The sequence below is a fragment of the uncultured Thiocystis sp. genome, from assembly GCF_903866365.1.
GTDB lineage: Bacteria > Pseudomonadota > Gammaproteobacteria > Chromatiales > Chromatiaceae > Chromatium.
In genome coordinates this window covers 1-18,232 of sequence record NZ_CAIPNF010000442.1, presented here as the reverse complement: position 1 = coordinate 18,232, position 18,232 = coordinate 1, and the positions used below count along the sequence as shown (strand labels likewise).

The following is an 18,232-nucleotide window of genomic DNA, read 5'->3' as shown; positions in this document are numbered from 1 at the left end:
ATGCCGAATCCGATCATCAGGGTCACCATCGAGGTGCCCCCATAACTGATCAGCGGCAGCGGAACCCCCACCACCGGCAGCAGACCCGTCACCATGCCGGTGTTCACGAAGACATAGACAAAAAACAGCAGGATCAAGCCGCCCGCCAGCAGCCGGCCATAGTTATCGCGCGCGTGGGCCACAATCACGAGCCCGCGCAGGATGATGAAGAGGTAGAGCGCCAGCAGTGCCAGGATGCCGGCGAAACCGAATTCCTCGCCGATCACCGCGAAGATGAAATCGGTATGACGTTCGGGCAGAAATTCGAGATGGGACTGGGTGCCGTTGAGCCAGCCCTTACCGGAGATGCCGCCCGAGCCGATCGCGATCTGCGATTGAATGATGTGATAACCCGTGCCGAGCGGATCCGATTCGGGGTCGAGAAAGGTCAGCACGCGCGCGCGCTGATAATCGTGCATGAAGAGCCAGACGACCGGGGCAATGGCGGCCACCAGGCTCCCCAGCGCCAGGATCATCCACCAGCTCAATCCCGCGATGAAGAGCACCAGAACCCCGGAACTGGCGACCAGCAGCGAGGTTCCCAGATCCGGCTGTTTGGCGATCAGCAGCACGGGGATCAGGGTCAGGATGACCGCCAGCAGGATCCACCAGGGCTGCGGCGGGAGCGGGCGGGCGGATAGCAGCCAGGCGGCGGCCATGGGGACGGCGAGCTTCAGCAATTCCGAGGGCTGAAAGCGCACCACGCCAAGGTCGAGCCAGCGCTGGGCACCCTTGCCCACGTCGCCGAACAGGAGCACCGCGATCAGCATGGCGATCCCGAGCAGATAGAGCGCGAAGGACCAGCGGCGCAGGACGAGCGGCGGCACCTGGGCGATGGCGCACATCAGCACGAAGGCGATCCCCAGCCGCGCGAGTTGACGCTCGACGATGAGCGGGTTCTGATCCCCGGCGCTGTAGACGACCAGCAGGCCAAAACCGCACAGGGCCAGGAGCGCGACCAACAGCGGGGCATCGAGGTGGATCCGCTGCAACAGACCGAGCTTCGCGGTTTCCGCGTCCTGATCGAGTCGCGCGGAAATCGCCTTAGTCGCCATCGCCGCCACCATCGCCGTTTGCATCCGTGGGGAGCAGCGCGGATCCGCCCAGATAGACATCCATGACGCGGCGCGCGATCGGCGCCGCGTCCGAGCCGCCGTGACCGCCATTCTCGACCAGGACGGCCACGGCAATGCGCGGATCCTCCACCGGGGCGAAGGCGACGAAAAGCGCGTGATCGCGCATGCGCTCGGGGATCTTCGCGGCGTTGTAGGTCTGCTTCTGTCCGAGGGTGAAGACCTGGGAGGTGCCGGTCTTGCCAGCAATGCGGTACTCCGGGCTGCGGATCCGCTTGGCCGTGCCGCGCGGACTTTCCACGACTTGAGTCATGGCTTCGATCACGTTGTCCCAATAGCGCGCGTCGCCGACCTCCACGTGACGAATCACCCGCGGGAATTCGCTCTCCGTGTCGGCGCCTGGAAAGCGGCTGGCACGCGCCAGCCGCGGCTGGATGAAATGCCCCCGATTCGCCATGGTCGCCGTGGCCGCCGCCAATTGCAGCGGGGTCGCGAGAAAGGAACCCTGACCGATGCCGACGATCAGGGTTTCGCCCGGATACCAGGGCTGTTTGCGCACCCGTTGTTTCCATTCGCGCGAGGGCAGCAGTCCGGGGAGTTCGCCCGCGACATCGATTCCGGTGAGCGCCCCGAAACCGAATTGACTGAGGAATCCATGCAGCCGATCGATGCCCATCTGATTGGCCAGCGAATAAAAATAGACATCGCAGGATTCGACGATGGCCCGCTCCAGGTTCACCGTTCCGTGCCCGCCCTTGCGCCAGCAGCGGAAGCGGTGACTTTGGCCGGGCAGCGAAAAAGAACCGGAACAGTGGGTGGTTTTGCGGGCGGTGGTGAAGCCGGTGGCCAGTCCGCCCAGTGCGATGAAGGGTTTGACGGTCGATCCCGGCGGGTACTGACCGCGCGTGGCGCGATCGAACAGCGGTTTGTCGATCGAATGCAGCAGGGCATTGTAGTCCGTCTGACTGATCCCCTCAACGAACAGATTCGGGTTATAGCTCGGCTTGCTGACCATCGCCAGCACGCCGCCATCGCGCGGGTCGATGGCGACGACGGCGCCGCGCCGCTCGCCCAAGGCGTTGATCGCCTCCTGTTGCAGGGCCATGTCGAGATACAGCGACAGATCCTGGCCCGGCGTGGGAGGGGTACTCTCCAGCGTGCGCAGAATGCGTCCGCGGGCGTTGACCTCGACCTGTTGATAGCCAACCCGACCATGAAGCACCTCCTCGTGGGCCTTCTCCAGACCGCCCTTGCCGATGAAATGGGTGCCGGCGTAATTGCTGGTGTCGATCAAGGTCATTTCGCGCTCGTTGATCCGACCCACGTAGCCCAGCATATGCGCGGTGGATTCGTTGAGCGGATAGGTTCGGATCAGTTCGGCGCGGACATCGACGGCGGGAAAGCGATGACCGTCCACCGCGAAGCGCGCGACTTCCCGCGGAGTCAGATTAAGCCGGATCGGAACCCCCTGAAAGCGCATCCGCTGACGCTTGAGACGCTCGAAGCGGGCGCGGTCATTGGCATCGATCGGCACCAGCCGCGCGAGTTCGTCGATCGTCGCCGCCAGATCCGCGACTTTTTCGACGGTGATCTCCAGAGAAAAAGTCGGATGATTGTCGGCCAGCACCACGCCCCTGGCATCGTAGATCAGGCCGCGCGACGGGGGGACGGGCTGAACCTTTACCCGGTTGTCCTTGGAGAGGACCGAGAAGTGATCGTGACGATCCACTTGCAGGTACAGCAGGCGCAACGCGAGCAGACCCAGGCCGACGAGCACCAGCAGCCCCGCCACCAACGCGCGCGAGGTGACGAGCCGTTGTTCGCGCTGGCGGTCCTCGAGACTAGTCAGACGCATCCGTGCTGGCTCGGGAGCGGACGCATGCGCTCAGCTCTCCCCCATGCGCCGCTCGACCTGAATCAGCACGGCGGACAACCAAGGCCAGAGCAGCAGGCCGATCAGGGTTGGCGCCCAGTAATTCAGCGCCGGCATGGGTTGGCCGGTCGCCCCGAGGATCCAGAGGGTGAGCAGACGCTCGGCCAGCAGCAGCACCCACACGAAGAAGCTCTGCTGCCAGAGCGGGAAGAGACGGACCCGCGCGTGCAGCTTCACCGCCACATAAGCTACCAGGGACAGCCCCAGCGCCTGCTGACCCAGCAGCGAGGCGCTTAGCACATCCAGCGTCAGGCCGGTTCCGAAACCCCAGAACACGCCCACCCGCTCGGGCAGGGTCAAGCACCAGAAGATGAGGGTCAGGGTGACCCATTGCGGGCGGTAGTCCTCCAGTCCGGCGGGCATCGGCACAATGGTCAGGAACATGGCGAGCGCCAGGCTCAACCAGATCATCCACTGACCCCGTCGTTCCGTCGCGCCCATCAGGGACGCTCCGCGGGTGCGGGTGCGGGCGTGTCGGCGGCCAGCGCCGCCTGGCTCGGTTTCGCATCCATGGACCAGACCAGCAGCACCTCCCGGCTGCGGTCGAGCCGCGCGGTTGGTTCGGCGATCACGGTCGTGAAGGGGTTATCCGGATCCTGGCGCACCGTCTTGACCCGCGCGACCGGATAACCGGACGGAAACCGCTCGTCCATTCCGGAGGTCACCAGCAGGTCGCCCACGCGGATATCCGCGTTTTTCGGAATATAGAGCAATTCGAGTTCCTGGCTCGGTCCCTTCCCGGCGGCGATGGTGCGCAGACCATTGCGGTTGACCTCCACCGGCAGCGAGTGATTGGCGTCGGTGATCAGCAGCACGGTGGACGAAAAGGGATTGGCGCGGATGACCTGGCCCATCACGGCCTCGGCATCGAGGACCGGCTGACCGATAAAGACACCGGAATTCGTGCCCTTGTTGATCATGACCTGCTGGCTGTAAGGATCAAGATCCACGGCCAGAATTTCCGCGATCAGGACGCGCTCGCCGACCTCGAAGGACGAGCCAAGCAGATCGCGCAGACGCATATTTTCCGCCCGCAGCGATTCGAATTGTTGCAGGCGCCCTTTGAGAACCAGATTTTCATGTCGCAGGCTGTCGTTCGAGAGCCGTAGCTGCGCCTCGCCAACGAGCCGTTCCTGCGCCTCGCGCGCCAGTTGAGCCGGCAGATTGGCCGCGAATTGCAACGGATAGATCGCAACCTCGATCACTGAGCGCACCGTATCCAGATAATGATAGCGATGGTCGGCGACGATCAGCCCGATCGCCAGGAATTCCGCTAGGATCACCCGGAAGGTTGGCGAGGGCCCATGAACAAACAGTGGTTTGATGGTGGCGTTCCTCGGCAGGATCCCGGAAGGCATCGATCGCGTTGGGGTGGACGGATGGCCGGGCCGACGCAATGCGGTCTCGGCGGCCGGACGCATCGCGCGCGCAGCTATTCGGTCGCAAAGAGCCCGCTTTCCCGTGCATCGAGCATTTCCAATGCCTTGCCGCCGCCGCGCGCGACGCAGGTCAGCGGATCCTCGGCCAGCAGGACCGGCAGCCCGGTCTCTTCCTCGATCAGCCGATCGAAATCGCGCAGCAGCGAGCCGCCGCCCGTGAGCACGATGCCGCGCTCGGCGACGTCCGAACCCAACTCCGGCGGGGTCTGCTCCAGGGCCATCTTGACCGCATGGACGATCATCGACAACGGTTCCTGCAGCGCCTCCAGGATTTCGTTGCTGTTGAGCGTGAAACTGCGGGGCACCCCCTCGGCGAGACTGCGCCCGCGGACCTCGATCTCCAGCATCTCATTGCCGGGGAAGGCGGTGCCGATGGTGTGCTTGATCCGCTCCGCCGTCGCCTCGCCGATCTGGGTGCCATAGTTGCGGCGCACATAATTGATGATCGAATCGTCGAAGGTATCGCCGCCGACCCGGACCGACTCCGAATAGACGATGCCGTTGAGCGAGATCACCGCCACCTCGGAGGTGCCGCCGCCGATATCGATCACCATGCACCCGCGCGGCTCGTGCACCATCAATCCGGCGCCGATGGCCGCCGACATGGGCTCCTCGATGAGAAAAACCTCGCGCGCGCCCGCGCCGGCGGCGGATTCCTTGATGGCGCGCCGTTCCACCTGGGTCGAGCCGCAGGGGACGCAGATGAGCACCCGCGGACTGGGCTGGAACATCCGCGACTCATGCACTTTATGAATAAAATATTGCAGCATCTTTTCGGTGACCGTGAAGTCGGCGATGACGCCATCCTTCAGGGGTCGGATCGCGGTAATGCTCTGCGGGGTACGCCCGAGCATCTGCTTGGCCTCCTCGCCGATCGCGACCACCGACTTGCCGCCCCCCGTGCGCTCGTGACGAATGGCGACCACCGAGGGTTCATTGAGCACGATTCCCTGTCCGCGGGCGTAGATCAATGTGTTGGCGGTGCCAAGATCGATCGACAGATCGTTCGAGAACATCCCGCGAATGCTTCTGAAAAACATCAGGTAGTTACCTTGCAAGGGGTGAGGAGCGCCAACGTTTTTACGGGCATCCTCAACGATGAGTCGGTCAGGATTCCAAGAATCAAATCCAAAGGGTAATTGGGCGGCTAATCTAGCAATGCAGGCGAGGATCGGCAAGGTATTGGGAAGAGACCGTTCCCATGACGGACATCCCGGATCCGCCGCGGTGTCGCTGGTACCGGGATCCAGCGCCATCGCGGAAGGGCGTCGCGTCGAGAGTACCCCGGCGCGGCGAGTTCCACCACCTACGCCCCTATGCTATTTTGCGGGACTTTCAGCCAACGCTAGGATCGCCATGTCACTGGATCGTTCCGACCTCGAAAAAATCGCGCATCTGGCGCGACTCGCCATCGCGCCCGAACAGACCGAGCGCTACGCCGCCGATCTCTCCAACATCCTCGATCTGGTCGCCCGGATGGACGCCGTCGATACCGCCGGCGTCGAGCCCATGGCGCACCCGCTCCACATGACGCAGCGGCTGCGGCCGGACAACGCCACCGAGCCCGACCGGCGCGAATCGTTTCAGGCCATCGCCCCGCTGACCGAGGGCGGGCTCTATCTGGTGCCGAAGGTCATCGAATAATGCAAAACAAGACGATTGCCCAACTCGCCGCCGATCTGCGGCTGCGCACCTATTCCAGCGTCGAACTGACGCGGCATTATCTGGACCGGATCGAACGCTTCGACCCGCGTCTGAACAGCTTCGTCACGGTCGCGGCCGAGTCCGCGCTCGCCGCCGCCGAACGGGCCGACCGCGCGCTCAAAGCCGGCGATTCCGGTCCGCTCACCGGCATCCCCATCGCCCACAAGGACATCTTCTGCACCGCCGGGATCAAGACCAGTTGCGGCTCGCGGATGCTCGACAACTTCATCGCGCCCTACGACGCCACCGTGGTCGAGAAACTCGCCGCCGCTGGCGCGGTGATGCTCGGCAAGACCAACATGGACGAATTCGCCATGGGGTCGAGCAACGAGACCAGCTATTACGGTCCGGTCCGCAATCCCTGGGACGAAAGCCGGGTGCCGGGCGGTTCCTCGGGCGGCTCGGCGGCGGCGGTCGCCGCCCATCTGTGCGCCGCGGCTACCGGCACCGACACCGGCGGGTCCATCCGCCAGCCCGCCGCGCTGTGCGGCATCACCGGCATCAAGCCCACCTACGGACGCTGCTCGCGCTGGGGCATGATCGCCTTCGCCTCCTCGCTCGATCAGGCCGGCGTCATGGCCCGCTCCGCCGCCGACGCCGCTTTCATCCTCGACGAGATGGCCGGCTTCGATCCGCGCGATTCGACTAGCGCCGATGTCCCGGTGCCGGACTATGTCGACGCGCTCGACAACGACCTCAAAGGACTGCGCATCGGTCTGCCCAAGGAATACTTCGGGGCCGGGCTCGACAGCCGCATCGCCGCCTCCATCCAGGATGCCATCCAGGAGTACGAACGTCTGGGCGCGGAGATTCGCGAGATCAGCCTGCCCAACAGCCCGCTGTCGGTGCCGGTTTACTACGTGGTCGCCCCCGCCGAGTGCTCGTCCAATCTCGCCCGTTTCGATGGGGTTCGGTATGGCCATCGCTGCGAGAACCCGCGGGATCTGGAGGATCTCTACAAACGCAGCCGCGCCGAGGGCTTCGGGGCCGAGGTCCAGCGGCGCATCATGATCGGCGCCTATGTGCTGTCCGCCGGCTATTATGATGCCTATTATCTCAAGGCGCAGAAGATCCGTCACCTGATCGCCGACGATTTCAAACGCGCCTTCGCGCAGGTCGACGTCATCATGGGCCCCACCAGCCCCACCACCGCCTTTCCCATCGGCGCCAAGATGGACGATCCGGTCGCCATGTACCTAAACGACATCTATACGATTGCGACCAATCTGGCCGGATTGCCGGGGATGTCGATTCCCGTGGAACCCGTCGATGGACTGCCGGTCGGGTTACAGATCGTCGGTAATTATTTCGAGGAGGCTCGGTTGCTTAATGTCGCGCATCGCTTCCAGCATGTGACGCATTGGCACCAGGCGGCTCCCAAAGGATTCGAGTAAGTATCGAGCCATGTCCATTGCCGACGGGAAAGCCTGATGTCTCATCATTGGCGCAGGCTGGCAGCGATGCACTGGCGTCTCGGTCTGTTGGTTTTGCTCGCGACCGGCGCCTTGATTCTGTCGCCCCCGCCGGCGCGTGCGCGCGAGGCCGTGACCCTGCAACTGAAGTGGACCCATTGCTTTCAGTTTGCCGGTTATTACGCCGCTCAGGAACAGGGGTATTACCGCGAAGCCGGGCTCGATGTGCGGTTCGAGGAAGGTCTGCCAGGGGTCGATGTGGTCGGACGGGTGGTGTCGGGCCAAGCGAACTATGGGGTTGGCACCAGTAGCCTACTGCTTGCCCGCGCCGCCGGGAAACCCGTGGTGGCGCTCGCGGTGATTTTGCAGCATTCGCCGCTCGTGCTGATCGCTCGCCAACGGCAGGCGGCGCAAAGCATTCACGATCTCGTCGGCAAGCGCGTGATGATCGAGCCCGACGCCGATGAAATCCTGGCCTATCTCAAGCGCGAGGGCATTCCTCCCGAGCGTTTGATTCAGCTCGATCACAGCTTTGAGATCCAGGATCTGATCGACGGTCGGATCGACGCCCTGACCGCCTATCTGTCGAACGAGCCCGAGCTGCTCGACCGTCTGCACGTCCCCTATCAAATGTATACGCCACGCTCGGTCGGGATCGATTTCTACGCCGACAATCTGTTCACCTCGGAGCGGGAACTCCAGGCCCATCCCGAGCGGGTCCGCGCGTTTCGCGCGGCGAGTCTGCGGGGCTGGGAGTATGCGCTGGCGCACCCCGAGGACATCATCGAGCTGATTCTGACGAAATACGCCGGGCGCGACACGCGCGAGCACTACGCCTTCGAGGCCGCGCAGCTGCGTCCGCTGATTCGCGCGGACCTGATCGAGATCGGTTACATGCACCCAGGGCGTTGGGCGCACATGGCCGAGACCTACGCCGAGATCGGCTTGTTACCCGCCACGGTATCTCTCACGGGGTTTCTTTATGACCCCCACCCCGAGGCGGATCTCACCGGGCTCTACCTGATTCTTGCAACGGCCCTGGGGTTCGCGGGTGTCGTTGGTGGCGTGACGGTCTCTATTGGCCGCGTCAACCGGCGGTTGCGACACAGCCTGAGCGACCTCCAACAGGCCAACGGTCGGCTGGCGGTGTTATCGACGGCCATCGAACAAAGCCCAGCCTCTGTCGTGATTACCGGACCGAACACCGTCATCCAGTATGTCAATCCGGCATTCGTGAAGATCACCGGCTATTCGGTCGCCGAAGCGATCGGCCAAACCCCCAGGATGCTGAAATCGGGGTTAACCGAGCCGGCGACGTTTCGGGAGATGTGGAGCCATCTGCAAGGCGGCGAGCCGTGGAGCGGCGAACTGATCAATCGTCGCAAATCGGGAGAGGTCTACTGGGAAGAAGCCCATGTCGCCCCGATCAAAGACCGCACGGGTCAAACCACCCACTACGTCGCGGTGAAGCTCGACATTACCGAGCGCAAACATGCCCACCAGCAATTGGATTATCTGGCGCACCACGATGCGCTGACCCATCTGCCCAACCGTCTCCTGTTCTTTGAACGCGTCGCGCAAACGCTGACGCTGGCCAAGCGGAACCGGACCAAGTTCGCCCTGCTGTTGATCGACCTCGACCAATTCAAGCCGATCAATGACACCCACGGCCATGCCGTTGGAGATCTGGTCTTGCTGGAAACCGCCAAGCGCCTGTCCGGTAGTGTGCGGGAATCGGATACGGTCGGTCGGATCGGCGGGGATGAGTTCGTGGTGTTGTTGCCCCATATCGGCAGCGCGGATCATGCGACCATCGTCGCCAACAAGATTCGCCAGGCGCTGAAGCAGCCGTTGACCGTCGCCGAGACCACACTCTTCATTTCATCGAGTATTGGCATCGCGGTCTATCCGGAACACGGCCAGGACCAACTCGCATTGACCACGCATGCCGACGGCGCCATGTACGCCGCCAAGGCGAGCGGTCGAGACAACGTCAAGGTTTTTACTGCGGACCTGCCGAGCGCCGTGCCTCTATGACCGCGTTGTGCGACTCCCGGCATTTTGTCTGCCTGATCGCTGGTCGCTCCGCGCGCGGCGCTCCCGCCAACCGCGAGTCGCGAGGACGGGTAACGGATGCCCGAAGATTCCCCGTCCCGCGTTTGGCAACCCAGCATTGCCCCTGCTCAACCGTCCGTCGGCAGAATCCTCAACAGAACCCCATTGTCCTGATCGGTGAGTACATAGAGATAGCCGTCCGGCCCCTGGCGGACATCGCGCACCCGGCTGCCGATGGTCAGCTTCTCCTCGCCGATCACTTGTTCCCCATCGAGATCGATGCGGCGGATCTGGCCAAACTTGAGCGAGCCGCTGAAGAGATCGCCCTTCCAGCGCGGGTAACGGTCGCCGGTATAAAAGGCCAGGCCGCTCGGCGCCTTGGAGGGCGTCCAGGCGATCTTCGGTTCCGGGATGCCGGGGCGGCTGGCTTCGTCCGAAATGCTCGGACCCCAGTATTCCTTGCTGTAGGTGACCGCGGGCCAGCCGTAGTTCTGGCCCGGCTCGATCAGGTTCAGTTCGTCGCCGCCGCGCGATCCGTGCTCGTTCGCCCAGACCCGTCCGCTGGCTGGGTCCAGGGCCATGCCCTGGATATTGCGGTGACCGAAGGTATGGATTTCGGGACGCGCGCCGGGGCGTCCGATGAAAGGGTTGTCCGGATGCGGTTGGCCATCGGCCGTGAGACGCAGGATCTTGCCGAAATGCGTGCCGAGCCGTTGGGCTTGATTGCGGATGTTCTCGCCCGCGAAGGCGATGGGCGGGTTGCCGCCGTCGCCGATGCTGAGCAGGAGGCTGCGATCCGCCAGCCAGAGGATGCGCGATCCGAAATGCTGACCATCGTTCTTGGTCTCCGCGTTCTTGAAGATGACGTCCAGGTCATTGAGCCGCGTGCCATCGAAACGCGCCCGCGCGAGGGTCGTGCGGTTGGCGTCCTTGGTGCCCGCGGCATAGGTCAGATAGATCAGCCGGTTGTTGGCAAAATCCGGATGGAGAGAGACATCCAGCAGTCCGCCTTGCCCATGGGCCAGCACCTCTGGCGTTCCTGCGATCGGGGTTGGGTCGAGCGCGCCAGCGCGGATGATCCGCAACCGGCCGGGCCGCTCGGTGACCAACGCGGAGCCGTCCGGCAGCCAGGCGATGGACCAGGGATGTTCCAGGCCGGTCACGACCACCTCGGCGCGCCAGCCGTCGGCCTCCGGCACATCGCCGCTGTGTCTCGCGCCAGTTGCCCCAGGATCTGGAGAGGGCGCGCAGTTGACGAGCGGGAGCCAGGATAGGAGCGCAAGAAGGAGAGGGGCAGTCAGTTTCATGGATCGACTCCTCGTGTCGCGTCATGATCCGGGACGATCAAACCACCGTGTCGCCAGCGGGCAACTCGGAAGGCGCCTCGCCCCGTGCCTTGAGTTCGTCGAAGGGATCTGGTTCGCGTCGGACATGACCCGCATCCCTGAGCTTGGTCAGATACTCGAACCACAATGGCTGCCAGGCGCGGCCAAGCTTGTAGAGATACTGCCAGTCATAGAGTCCGGAGTGGTGCCCGTCGTCGAAAAAGATCTTCACCGCGTAGTGGCCGATCGGTTGGAGGTCCGTGATTTTCACCCGCTCCTTGCCGACCTGGAGCTTGGCGGTCGCGGGCGAATGGCCGCGAACCTCTGCCGAGGGCGAATAGACCCGCAGGTATTCGCAGGGCAGACGGAAACGCGCGCCGTCGTCGAAGGCAAGCTCCAGCACCCCGGATTGCTGGTGCAGATTGATTTCGGTGGGGAGTGGATGTTGTTCCATGAGCGGGTTTTATCGCAAACCGTGAGTGATGGACTCTAATTGGGGATCGACTGGGGAACCGCAACGCTGGGAGCGCCCTGGGAGCGCCGACTGGCCGTGAAACCCCATCGTTCGCCGCTCCAACGCTTGACCAAAACGCCCTCGCGACATGGGGGCATTTTGCGTTACGCGGTTCCGAGGAGTCGATGCGGGGAAGGCATTGCCTTGTCTCTACACCGTCGCCGACAACGCCATCCGCACGACCTGATCAGGCGGCCTCAGCCGGGTAGACCGCTCAATCCGCCGCGCCTATCTCCCGCGCCCGCTCAACCCGCCGGGCGAGTTCGTCCGCTCCAATCGCCGGACCGGCCAACTCCGGCCAGCCGCAACTGTGGCGCGCGATCAGATCGGCCAGCATTTCCAGATGATCGGGGTTGTCGTTCAGACAGGGGATGTAGCTGTAGTCCTGGCCGCCCGCGTCGAGAAAGAGATGACGATTCTCTTCGTCGATCTCCTCGATGGTCTCCAGACAATCGGCCGAAAAACCCGGCGAGAGTACCTGTACCGATTTGACGCCCGCCGCGCCCCAGTCCTTCAAGGTGGCATCCGTATAGGGCTTGAGCCACTCCTGTTTCCCCAGGCGCGATTGAAAGGAGAGGAACCAACGCTCGCGCGCCAGCTCCAGCCGCTCGGCGACCAGTCGGGCGGTCTTCTGACACTGACAGTGATAGGGGTCGCCCTGCTCGAAATACTCTTGCGGGATGCCGTGGAACGAAAACAGCAGTCGCTCCGGCTCGCCATGTTTAGCCCAATGGGCGCGGATGCTCCCCGCCAGGGCGTCGAGGTAGCCGGGTTCGTCGTGATACTGGTTGATGAAACGCAGTTCGGGGAGCCAGCGCCAGCGGGTGAGTTCATGCGCGACGGCATCGAAGGCCGAGGCGGTGGTGGAGCCGGAATACTGCGGATAGAGCGGGAAGACCAGCACGCGGCGGGCGTTGGCCTGACGCAGTTCAGCCAGCGCCGAGGGAATGGACGGGTTGCCATAGCGCATCCCCAAGGCGACCTTGACCAGTCCCTGGAAACGCGCGCTCAACAGATCTTGCAGACCCGTCGCCTGACGCCGTGCGATGGCCAGCAGGGGCGAACCGTCGGCGGTCCAGACGGAGCGATACGCCTTCGCGGAACGCGCCGGACGGGTGCGCAGAATGACGCCATGCAGGATCAGCCACCAGGGCAGCCGCGCCATCTCCACCACGCGAGGATCCCAGAGAAATTCAGCCAGATAGCGGCGCACATCCGACACGCCGGGCGTGTCCGGGGTGCCGAGATTGGTCAGGAGAATCCCCAGGCATTCCGGGGTGTCGTGGCGGTAATCGGGGGTGTTGACGAAGGTCATCCAGTGGTCTCGGATTCGGCCTGTGCGGACAGGTAGCGGTAGAGCGCCCGGAAGCGCACCGGGTCCGGGGTGCCGAACAGCGGGTCTTCCGCGGTCGGCGACTGCGCGGCGAGCGCCGCCCAATCCCCGTCGTCGAGCGCTTGCAGGGCGAGCGGATAGGCGTCGTTATCCTCCATCAACATGTGCGTGCGCAGGCTGGCGACCAGCTCGCGGCCATCCGCCTCGACATCCTCGCGCAGCAGGACTTCCTCGTTGAGGATGCCGTTGAGCGACTGGCGAAAACGCTTGCAGACCTGGCTCAAACTCGGATGCTGGCGCAGCAGCAGCTCGAACGGTTCGGGCGGCGCCACGCCCTTGTCGAGGACACGCTGAAAGACCAGATCCTCGGTCGGGTGATGGACGATGTCGGCATAGCTGTCGAGATATTCGAGCATCTCGTTCATCAGGTCGTAATCGGGCTCGGCGCCTTCATGGAAGCGGTCGAGCAGGTGATCGAGCAGATCGAGCAGTTGTGTCTGCCGGGCGTGGTCTTGCAGGAGTCGTTGCATCAACGAATGCATGGGCCTTTTCCTCCGAAGGGCAAGTGCCAATGGGCGAATATGCCATCATCGCGACCGTTTCCAAGCGGCGATCCAGCGCCAGACCCCCTTCCCGCAGGCTCTGACCGGTGGCAACGTAACGCAGCGCATGGATGTTCCGCAACAGCCAATCCATGCGCCAGCGCGCCTCCTCGCGACCGCAGGGATTAGAGTTCGCGATGATGGCGCTGGGGTACATGATCGCATGCGCGCCCACCCGATCGAACAATTTGTAGACAGCCTTGCCGAAACGGCCGTATCCGCAGATGATCCAGTGTCCCGTGTTCGGTCCCCGACAGCCAGTTGAGTTGGAGCGTCAGGCAGTACGCCTGCTCTGGATTCATGGGGCGGACTCCGGGGCGATGGGGCAAGGATGAACGGTGCGATTGTTGCGGGTTCCGGGCAAAAGGTAATCGGTCCGCGCGATCGCACCGGCAAGCCCGGTTCGGGTTATGCTCTCCACTTTCGTCAATGGCGCCCGACCGCCCATCGTCCCCCAACTGAGCCATGCCGCAGCCCGCCGACCTGATTCGTCTGTCCGAACTTCCTCATGACACCCCGGCGCGTCTGGCCGAGATCCGTGGCGGGCGTCATCTGACCCGTCGCCTGATGGCGCTGGGGCTGCGGCAGGGCAGCCTGCTCCGTGTGGTGCAGCATCGCAGCCAGGGTCTGGTGCTGGCGAGCGGCGAGGCGCGGATTGCCGTGGGCACCGGGATCGCCGATAAGCTCTGGGTGGTTCTCGGCGCCGCGTCAACGCGGGACGAACCGGTCCGGTTGCCCGCCCCTCTCGATGACGCGGCGATGGGTGCCGTGGATATGAACAGTGTAGACGTGAAACCAGGGCAGTGACCAAGCGATGACCGTACTTTCCAAGCGCCCCGATGCCGTGGCGACCCCGCGCCCGCTCACCGTGGCGCTGGGCGGCAATCCCAACTGCGGCAAGTCGGCGCTCTTCAATGCGCTCACCGGCATCCGCCAGACCACGGGCAACTGGCCGGGCGTGACGGTGGAGCGCAAGGAAGGCGCGCTGGAACTGGACGGCCGACGGGTGCGGGTGATCGACCTGCCGGGCATCTATTCGCTGGACGCCAACTCGCTCGACGAGATGGTCACGCGGGATTATCTGCTCAGTCGCGAGGCGGACCTTATCGTCAATGTGCTGGACGCCAGCAATCTGGAACGCAATTTTTATCTCACCGTGCAACTGCTGGAGATGGGCGTGCCGATCGTGGTGGCGCTCAACATGATGGACGTGGCCCGCAAACGCGGCACGCAGATCGACGCCGGCCAATTGTCCGCCGCGCTCGGGTGTCCGGTGGTGCCGGTGGTGGCGGTCACCAAAGAGGGTCTGACCGAATTGCAGGCGCGTCTGCTGGCGGTGGCCGAGGGGCGCGAGCCGGCGGGTCTGGCGCTGGCGCACGGCGACTGCGTCGAGGAGGCGATCGCCGATCTGCTGCCCTTGCTGACCGACGTCTCCGACCGGGCCAATGCGCGCTGGCTGGCCCTGAAGCTGCTGGAGTCCGATCCGATCGCCGAGCAATCGGTCGGGGTCGCGGCGCTGGCGCGCGCGGCCGAGTGCCGCCATCAGATCGCCGAACGTACCGGCGAGGACGCGGATCTGCATATCGCCGATACCCGGTTCGGTCATGCCCACATGCTGTGCCAGCGGGTGGCGCGTCAGAGCCGTCGGGTCGGGCGCACGCTTTCCGACCGCATCGATCATGTGGTCTTGAGCCGAAGTTTTGGCATCCCGCTGTTTCTGCTGATGATCTATCTCATGTTCATGTTCACCATGAACATCGGCGGGGCCTTCATCGACGTCTTCGATCTCGCCGGTCAGGCGCTGTTCGTGGATGGCGTCGGCACCCTGCTCGGGGATCTCGGCGCGCCGGACTGGCTGATCCTGGTGCTGGCCGATGGCATCGGCGGCGGTCTTCAGGTCGTGGGCACCTTCGTCCCGATCATCGCGAGTCTCTATATCGTCCTCTCGATTCTGGAGGACAGCGGCTACATGGCGCGCGCGGCCTTTGTGATGGACCGCTTCATGCGTTCCATCGGACTTCCGGGCAAGGCGTTCGTGCCCCTGATCGTCGGCTTCGGCTGCAATGTCCCGGCGGTGATGGCGACCCGCACGCTGGAGAACGAGCGCGAACGCAAGCTGACCATCCTGATGAACCCCTTCATGTCCTGCGGCGCGCGCCTTCCGGTCTACGCGCTCTTCGCCGCGGCCTTCTTCCCGCATTCGGGTCAGAACCTGGTGTTCGTGCTCTATCTGACCGGCATCGCCGTGGCCCTGCTTTCCGGTCTGGCCATGAAACACACCCTTTTGAAGGGCGAGAGCGCGGGCCTGCTGATGGAGCTGCCGCCCTATCATCTGCCCACGGTCAAGGGCGTGCTGCTGCGCACCTGGGATCGGGTGAAACTCTTTCTGCGCGAGGCCGGCAAGGTGATCGTGCTGATGGTGCTGGTGCTCAACGTGCTCGCCACCGTCGGCAGCGACCTGAGCCTGGGCAACCAGGACAGCGACCGCTCCATCCTGGCCGCGGCGAGCCGTGCCGCCACCCCGCTGTTCGCGCCCATGGGCATCCGCGAGGACAACTGGCCGGCGGTACTGGGCGTCTTCTCCGGCGTGCTGGCCAAGGAGGTCATCGTCGGCACGCTGGATTCGCTCTATGGCCGACTGGCCGCCGAGGATGCGACCGCGCGACGGCTTCCTGGACAGGCGCCGCCGGAACCCGAACCCTTCGCTCTCTGGCGCGATCTGGGACGGGCGACTGCCTCGGTGGGCGAGAATCTGGGCGCGCTCGGAGCGCGCCTGCTCGATCCGCTCGGGCTCGATGTCGGGGATCTGAGCGATGCCGAAACCGCCGCCGCGCAACAGGGGGTGCAGAGCGGCACCTTCGGCGCCATGGCCGCGCGCTTCGACGGTCAGGCGGGCGCCTTCGCCTATCTGCTGTTCGTGCTGCTCTATTTCCCCTGTGTTGCGACCATCGGGGCCATCGTGCGCGAGGCGGGCACGGCCTGGGCGGTCTTCGTCGGTTTCTGGACCACGGGGATCGCCTTTCTGACCGCGACCATCTTCTATCAGACAGCGATCTTCGAGCGGGCGCCGCTGGTGTCGAGTCTCTGGATCGGCGGCGGGCTGGCGCTGTTCGCGGGCGTGCTGGTCGCGCTGCGTCTCTGGGCGCGGGAAGCGCCTGCGCCCGCTCGGTGAAACGGCGTTGCTTACCCCTGCGTCACGCGAAGCGTTGTTGTCTCGGGCCGACCACAACGTGGTGTTCCCCGACACCCCCAAGCACGCTTCCTGGATGAACCCGATCGGAGTCTGGTTCGGCATATTGATCAAAAAGGGGATCAAACGTGGGCAGAACGACGAGGAGTTGAGACATCTACAGAACAAGGTCAATGCCTTCAGTGTCCGCCCAAGCTGCCGCCGTCTCGCGTGATGGGAGCTAACCACCACGATGTTCAAGATACAAGGGTCCGCTGCGCGGACCATTGGCCGATCGGTGCTGGCCGGAACGACGATCAAGGCCGCCGCTGGTGTCGATCAGGACGTCGATCTGGTCGGCACGGATGCGCGCGGCGGCTTCGGTGTCACTCAGGCCCGCCAGAGGGGTCCAGCCATCGGCCAGTTCTTGAAAGGCCGCCACTTGGGGTCCTAACCGCGCCTTGATCGGATAGATCCACAGGGTCGCTCGTGTGCGGTCCAGGGCGCGTAGCCAGGGCAGCAGAAAGTAGGCGACCGCATGCTGGCCCAGCTCCGCCGACAGCAGACCAATGCGCAAAGGGCGACCGAGGCGGGGAGGCGGCGAGAACCGCCGCTGATGGGCCGTGTGCCGCTCCGTGTCGTTCAGGATCGCCAACTCCCAGCCCCGCGCCTCCGCGCGCAGTGACGCTTGGGTGCATGATCCGGTATAGGCCAAGGCGAACAGGAGATTGCTGCAGACTCCTTGGTTGTCGGGTTGAATCTCCAGCGCCCCCCGGAAACAGGCTAGCGCCTCGGGCAACTGGTTCAGATCCTTGAGTATGTTGCCAAGATTGTTGTGAATCCCAGACGTATCTGGCTTGAATTCCAATGCCCTGCGATGGCTGATTTCCGCCTCGCTGAGCCGCCCGAGATTCATGAGAACGTTACCCAGGTTGGTGTGCGCGTTGGCATACTCTGGCTTAAGGGCCAGTGCCTGGCGGTAGCTGGCTTCGGCCTCGGTTAGCCGCCCCAGATCTTGAAGGACGATACCCAGGTTGCAATGTGCTTCGGCAAAATCCGGCTTGCGTTCCAGCGCCTGACGATAGCTGGCTTCCGCGTCTGGCAACCGCCCACAATCCTTGAGGACGCCCCTCACGTTGTTATGGATCTCGGGATCGTGCGGATTCGAGGTGAGAGCCGTTTGCAGCGCCGTCAGCGCGGCTTCGCCCTGTTGGAGTTTCGCCAGGACAATGCCGTAGGCCTTCCAGGCAAAAGTATCGTGCGGATAACGCTGGGTGAGTTGACGCGCTGCGGCGGCGACCTCAACAAGTCGCCCGGTTTGAATCATCGTGATCAGTGCCGCTTGCTCCGCCGGCGAGGTTGTGCGCTGGATCAGCCTAGGAGGCTGTCCGACTTGTCGGCCCAGCCTTCGGGTACAATAGGGCTGGGTTCGCATCGACGAGAGTAAGCAGCATGGCGGTGAACTTCGTAACGATGGATCGGGAGACGCCGGACCTGTTCCCGGCGACGGTGCAGGAGTACCTGCCCGAAGATCATCTGGCGCGGTTCGTGGTGGAGATCGTCGATCGGCTCGATCTGAGTCAACTGGTGGCGGCGTACGCTGGCACCGGCTCGCGGCCCTACCACCCGGCGAT

At 64.1% G+C, this 18,232-nt stretch carries 16 protein-coding genes and 1 pseudogene; 7 read left to right on the top strand and 10 right to left on the bottom strand.

Annotation, left to right across the window (positions count from 1 at the left end; genetic code table 11):
• The 5 genes from rodA to QZY07_RS24155 form a co-directional block, all read right to left on the bottom strand.
• A partial coding sequence (gene rodA / locus QZY07_RS24175; protein WP_295408465.1) for a rod shape-determining protein RodA occupies nt 1–1,094 on the bottom strand: 1,094 nt, incomplete at its 3' end.
• Nucleotides 1,084–2,967 (bottom strand): penicillin-binding protein 2, encoded by a 1,884-nt coding sequence (gene mrdA / locus QZY07_RS24170; protein WP_295408463.1) that lies wholly within the window; start codon nt 2,965–2,967, stop codon nt 1,084–1,086. The genes rodA and mrdA, both read right to left, overlap by 11 nt.
• 30 nt (nt 2,968–2,997) lie before the next feature.
• Entirely contained in the window at nt 2,998–3,486 is a 489-nt protein-coding gene (gene mreD, locus QZY07_RS24165) for a rod shape-determining protein MreD (protein WP_295408462.1), read from the bottom strand.
• Nucleotides 3,486–4,403 carry a rod shape-determining protein MreC gene (mreC, locus tag QZY07_RS24160; protein ID WP_295408460.1) on the bottom strand — a complete coding sequence of 306 codons (918 nt, stop codon included), beginning with the start codon at nt 4,401–4,403 and terminating at the stop codon, nt 3,486–3,488. Before mreC ends, mreD begins: the two co-directional genes overlap by 1 nt.
• Nucleotides 4,404–4,477: 74 nt before the next feature.
• On the bottom strand, nt 4,478–5,524 hold the full coding sequence (locus QZY07_RS24155; protein WP_295408458.1) for a rod shape-determining protein: 1,047 nt from the start codon (nt 5,522–5,524) through the stop codon (nt 4,478–4,480).
• A 316-nt stretch (nt 5,525–5,840) separates the two neighbouring features.
• Here QZY07_RS24155 and gatC point away from each other — a divergent pair, with 316 nt between their 5' ends.
• Genes gatC through QZY07_RS24140 form a run of 3 tightly spaced genes read left to right on the top strand, consistent with a single transcriptional unit; the run spans nt 5,841 to nt 9,637 of the window.
• The gene (gatC, locus tag QZY07_RS24150; RefSeq protein WP_295408456.1) at nt 5,841–6,128 is read left to right on the top strand and encodes an Asp-tRNA(Asn)/Glu-tRNA(Gln) amidotransferase subunit GatC; all 288 of its coding nucleotides are present in this window, start codon (nt 5,841–5,843) and stop codon (nt 6,126–6,128) included.
• On the top strand, nt 6,128–7,582 hold the full coding sequence (gatA, locus tag QZY07_RS24145; RefSeq protein WP_295408454.1) for an Asp-tRNA(Asn)/Glu-tRNA(Gln) amidotransferase subunit GatA: 1,455 nt from the start codon (nt 6,128–6,130) through the stop codon (nt 7,580–7,582). Before gatC ends, gatA begins: the two co-directional genes overlap by 1 nt.
• Nucleotides 7,583–7,618: 36 nt before the next feature.
• On the top strand, nt 7,619–9,637 hold the full coding sequence (locus tag QZY07_RS24140) for a diguanylate cyclase (protein WP_295408452.1): 2,019 nt from the start codon (nt 7,619–7,621) through the stop codon (nt 9,635–9,637).
• Between the two features lie 146 nt (nt 9,638–9,783).
• On the opposite strand, the gene QZY07_RS24135 is transcribed toward QZY07_RS24140, so the two are convergent.
• From QZY07_RS24135 to QZY07_RS24120, 4 genes are all read right to left on the bottom strand, one after another.
• Nucleotides 9,784–10,962, bottom strand: a complete 1,179-nt coding sequence (locus QZY07_RS24135; RefSeq protein WP_295408450.1) for a PQQ-dependent sugar dehydrogenase — start codon at nt 10,960–10,962, stop codon at nt 9,784–9,786.
• A gap of 37 nt (nt 10,963–10,999) precedes the next feature.
• Nucleotides 11,000–11,434 (bottom strand): DUF971 domain-containing protein, encoded by a 435-nt coding sequence (locus tag QZY07_RS24130; protein ID WP_295408448.1) that lies wholly within the window; start codon nt 11,432–11,434, stop codon nt 11,000–11,002.
• 274 nt (nt 11,435–11,708) lie between these two features.
• A complete protein-coding gene (hemH, locus tag QZY07_RS24125; protein ID WP_295408446.1) occupies nt 11,709–12,809 on the bottom strand; it encodes a ferrochelatase in 1,101 nt (366 codons plus the stop codon).
• Entirely contained in the window at nt 12,806–13,369 is a 564-nt protein-coding gene (locus tag QZY07_RS24120) for a hemerythrin domain-containing protein (RefSeq protein WP_295408444.1), read from the bottom strand. Before QZY07_RS24120 ends, hemH begins: the two co-directional genes overlap by 4 nt.
• 525 nt (nt 13,370–13,894) lie before the next feature.
• Here QZY07_RS24120 and QZY07_RS24115 point away from each other — a divergent pair.
• The 3 genes from QZY07_RS24115 to QZY07_RS24105 are packed head-to-tail and all read left to right on the top strand — an operon-like array spanning nt 13,895 to nt 16,833.
• On the top strand, nt 13,895–14,236 hold the full coding sequence (locus QZY07_RS24115; protein ID WP_295408442.1) for a FeoA family protein: 342 nt from the start codon (nt 13,895–13,897) through the stop codon (nt 14,234–14,236).
• Nucleotides 14,237–14,243: 7 nt separating this feature from the next.
• A complete protein-coding gene (feoB, locus tag QZY07_RS24110; RefSeq protein WP_295408440.1) occupies nt 14,244–16,601 on the top strand; it encodes a Fe(2+) transporter permease subunit FeoB in 2,358 nt (785 codons plus the stop codon).
• Between the two features lie 37 nt (nt 16,602–16,638).
• Nucleotides 16,639–16,833 (top strand): hypothetical protein, encoded by a 195-nt coding sequence (locus tag QZY07_RS24105; RefSeq protein ID WP_295408438.1) that lies wholly within the window; start codon nt 16,639–16,641, stop codon nt 16,831–16,833.
• 6 nt (nt 16,834–16,839) lie between these two features.
• Here the strand turns inward: QZY07_RS24105 and QZY07_RS24100 are convergent, their stop codons facing one another.
• Nucleotides 16,840–17,925, bottom strand: a complete 1,086-nt coding sequence (locus tag QZY07_RS24100; RefSeq protein ID WP_295408436.1) for a tetratricopeptide repeat protein — start codon at nt 17,923–17,925, stop codon at nt 16,840–16,842.
• A gap of 146 nt (nt 17,926–18,071) precedes the next feature.
• On the opposite strand from QZY07_RS24100, the pseudogene QZY07_RS24095 reads away from it, so the two are divergent.
• Nucleotides 18,072–18,232, top strand: a pseudogene (locus tag QZY07_RS24095) (IS5/IS1182 family transposase); the annotation flags it as partial.

What these genes read in the sequence shown, in the direction of transcription:
- mrdA (WP_295408463.1), bottom strand. Translation starts at nt 2,967, where the DNA reads ATGCGTCTGACTAGTCTCGAGGACCGCCAGCGCGAACAACGGCTCGTC.
- mreD (WP_295408462.1), bottom strand. Translation starts at nt 3,486, where the DNA reads ATGGGCGCGACGGAACGACGGGGTCAGTGGATGATCTGGTTGAGCCTG.
- mreC (WP_295408460.1), bottom strand. Translation starts at nt 4,403, where the DNA reads ATGCCTTCCGGGATCCTGCCGAGGAACGCCACCATCAAACCACTGTTT.
- QZY07_RS24155 (WP_295408458.1), bottom strand. Translation starts at nt 5,524, where the DNA reads ATGTTTTTCAGAAGCATTCGCGGGATGTTCTCGAACGATCTGTCGATC.
- gatC (WP_295408456.1), top strand. Translation starts at nt 5,841, where the DNA reads ATGTCACTGGATCGTTCCGACCTCGAAAAAATCGCGCATCTGGCGCGA.
- gatA (WP_295408454.1), top strand. Translation starts at nt 6,128, where the DNA reads ATGCAAAACAAGACGATTGCCCAACTCGCCGCCGATCTGCGGCTGCGC.
- QZY07_RS24140 (WP_295408452.1), top strand. Translation starts at nt 7,619, where the DNA reads ATGTCTCATCATTGGCGCAGGCTGGCAGCGATGCACTGGCGTCTCGGT.
- QZY07_RS24135 (WP_295408450.1), bottom strand. Translation starts at nt 10,962, where the DNA reads ATGAAACTGACTGCCCCTCTCCTTCTTGCGCTCCTATCCTGGCTCCCG.
- QZY07_RS24130 (WP_295408448.1), bottom strand. Translation starts at nt 11,434, where the DNA reads ATGGAACAACATCCACTCCCCACCGAAATCAATCTGCACCAGCAATCC.
- hemH (WP_295408446.1), bottom strand. Translation starts at nt 12,809, where the DNA reads ATGACCTTCGTCAACACCCCCGATTACCGCCACGACACCCCGGAATGC.
- QZY07_RS24120 (WP_295408444.1), bottom strand. Translation starts at nt 13,369, where the DNA reads ATGCATTCGTTGATGCAACGACTCCTGCAAGACCACGCCCGGCAGACA.
- QZY07_RS24115 (WP_295408442.1), top strand. Translation starts at nt 13,895, where the DNA reads ATGCCGCAGCCCGCCGACCTGATTCGTCTGTCCGAACTTCCTCATGAC.
- feoB (WP_295408440.1), top strand. Translation starts at nt 14,244, where the DNA reads ATGACCGTACTTTCCAAGCGCCCCGATGCCGTGGCGACCCCGCGCCCG.
- QZY07_RS24100 (WP_295408436.1), bottom strand. Translation starts at nt 17,925, where the DNA reads ATGATTCAAACCGGGCGACTTGTTGAGGTCGCCGCCGCAGCGCGTCAA.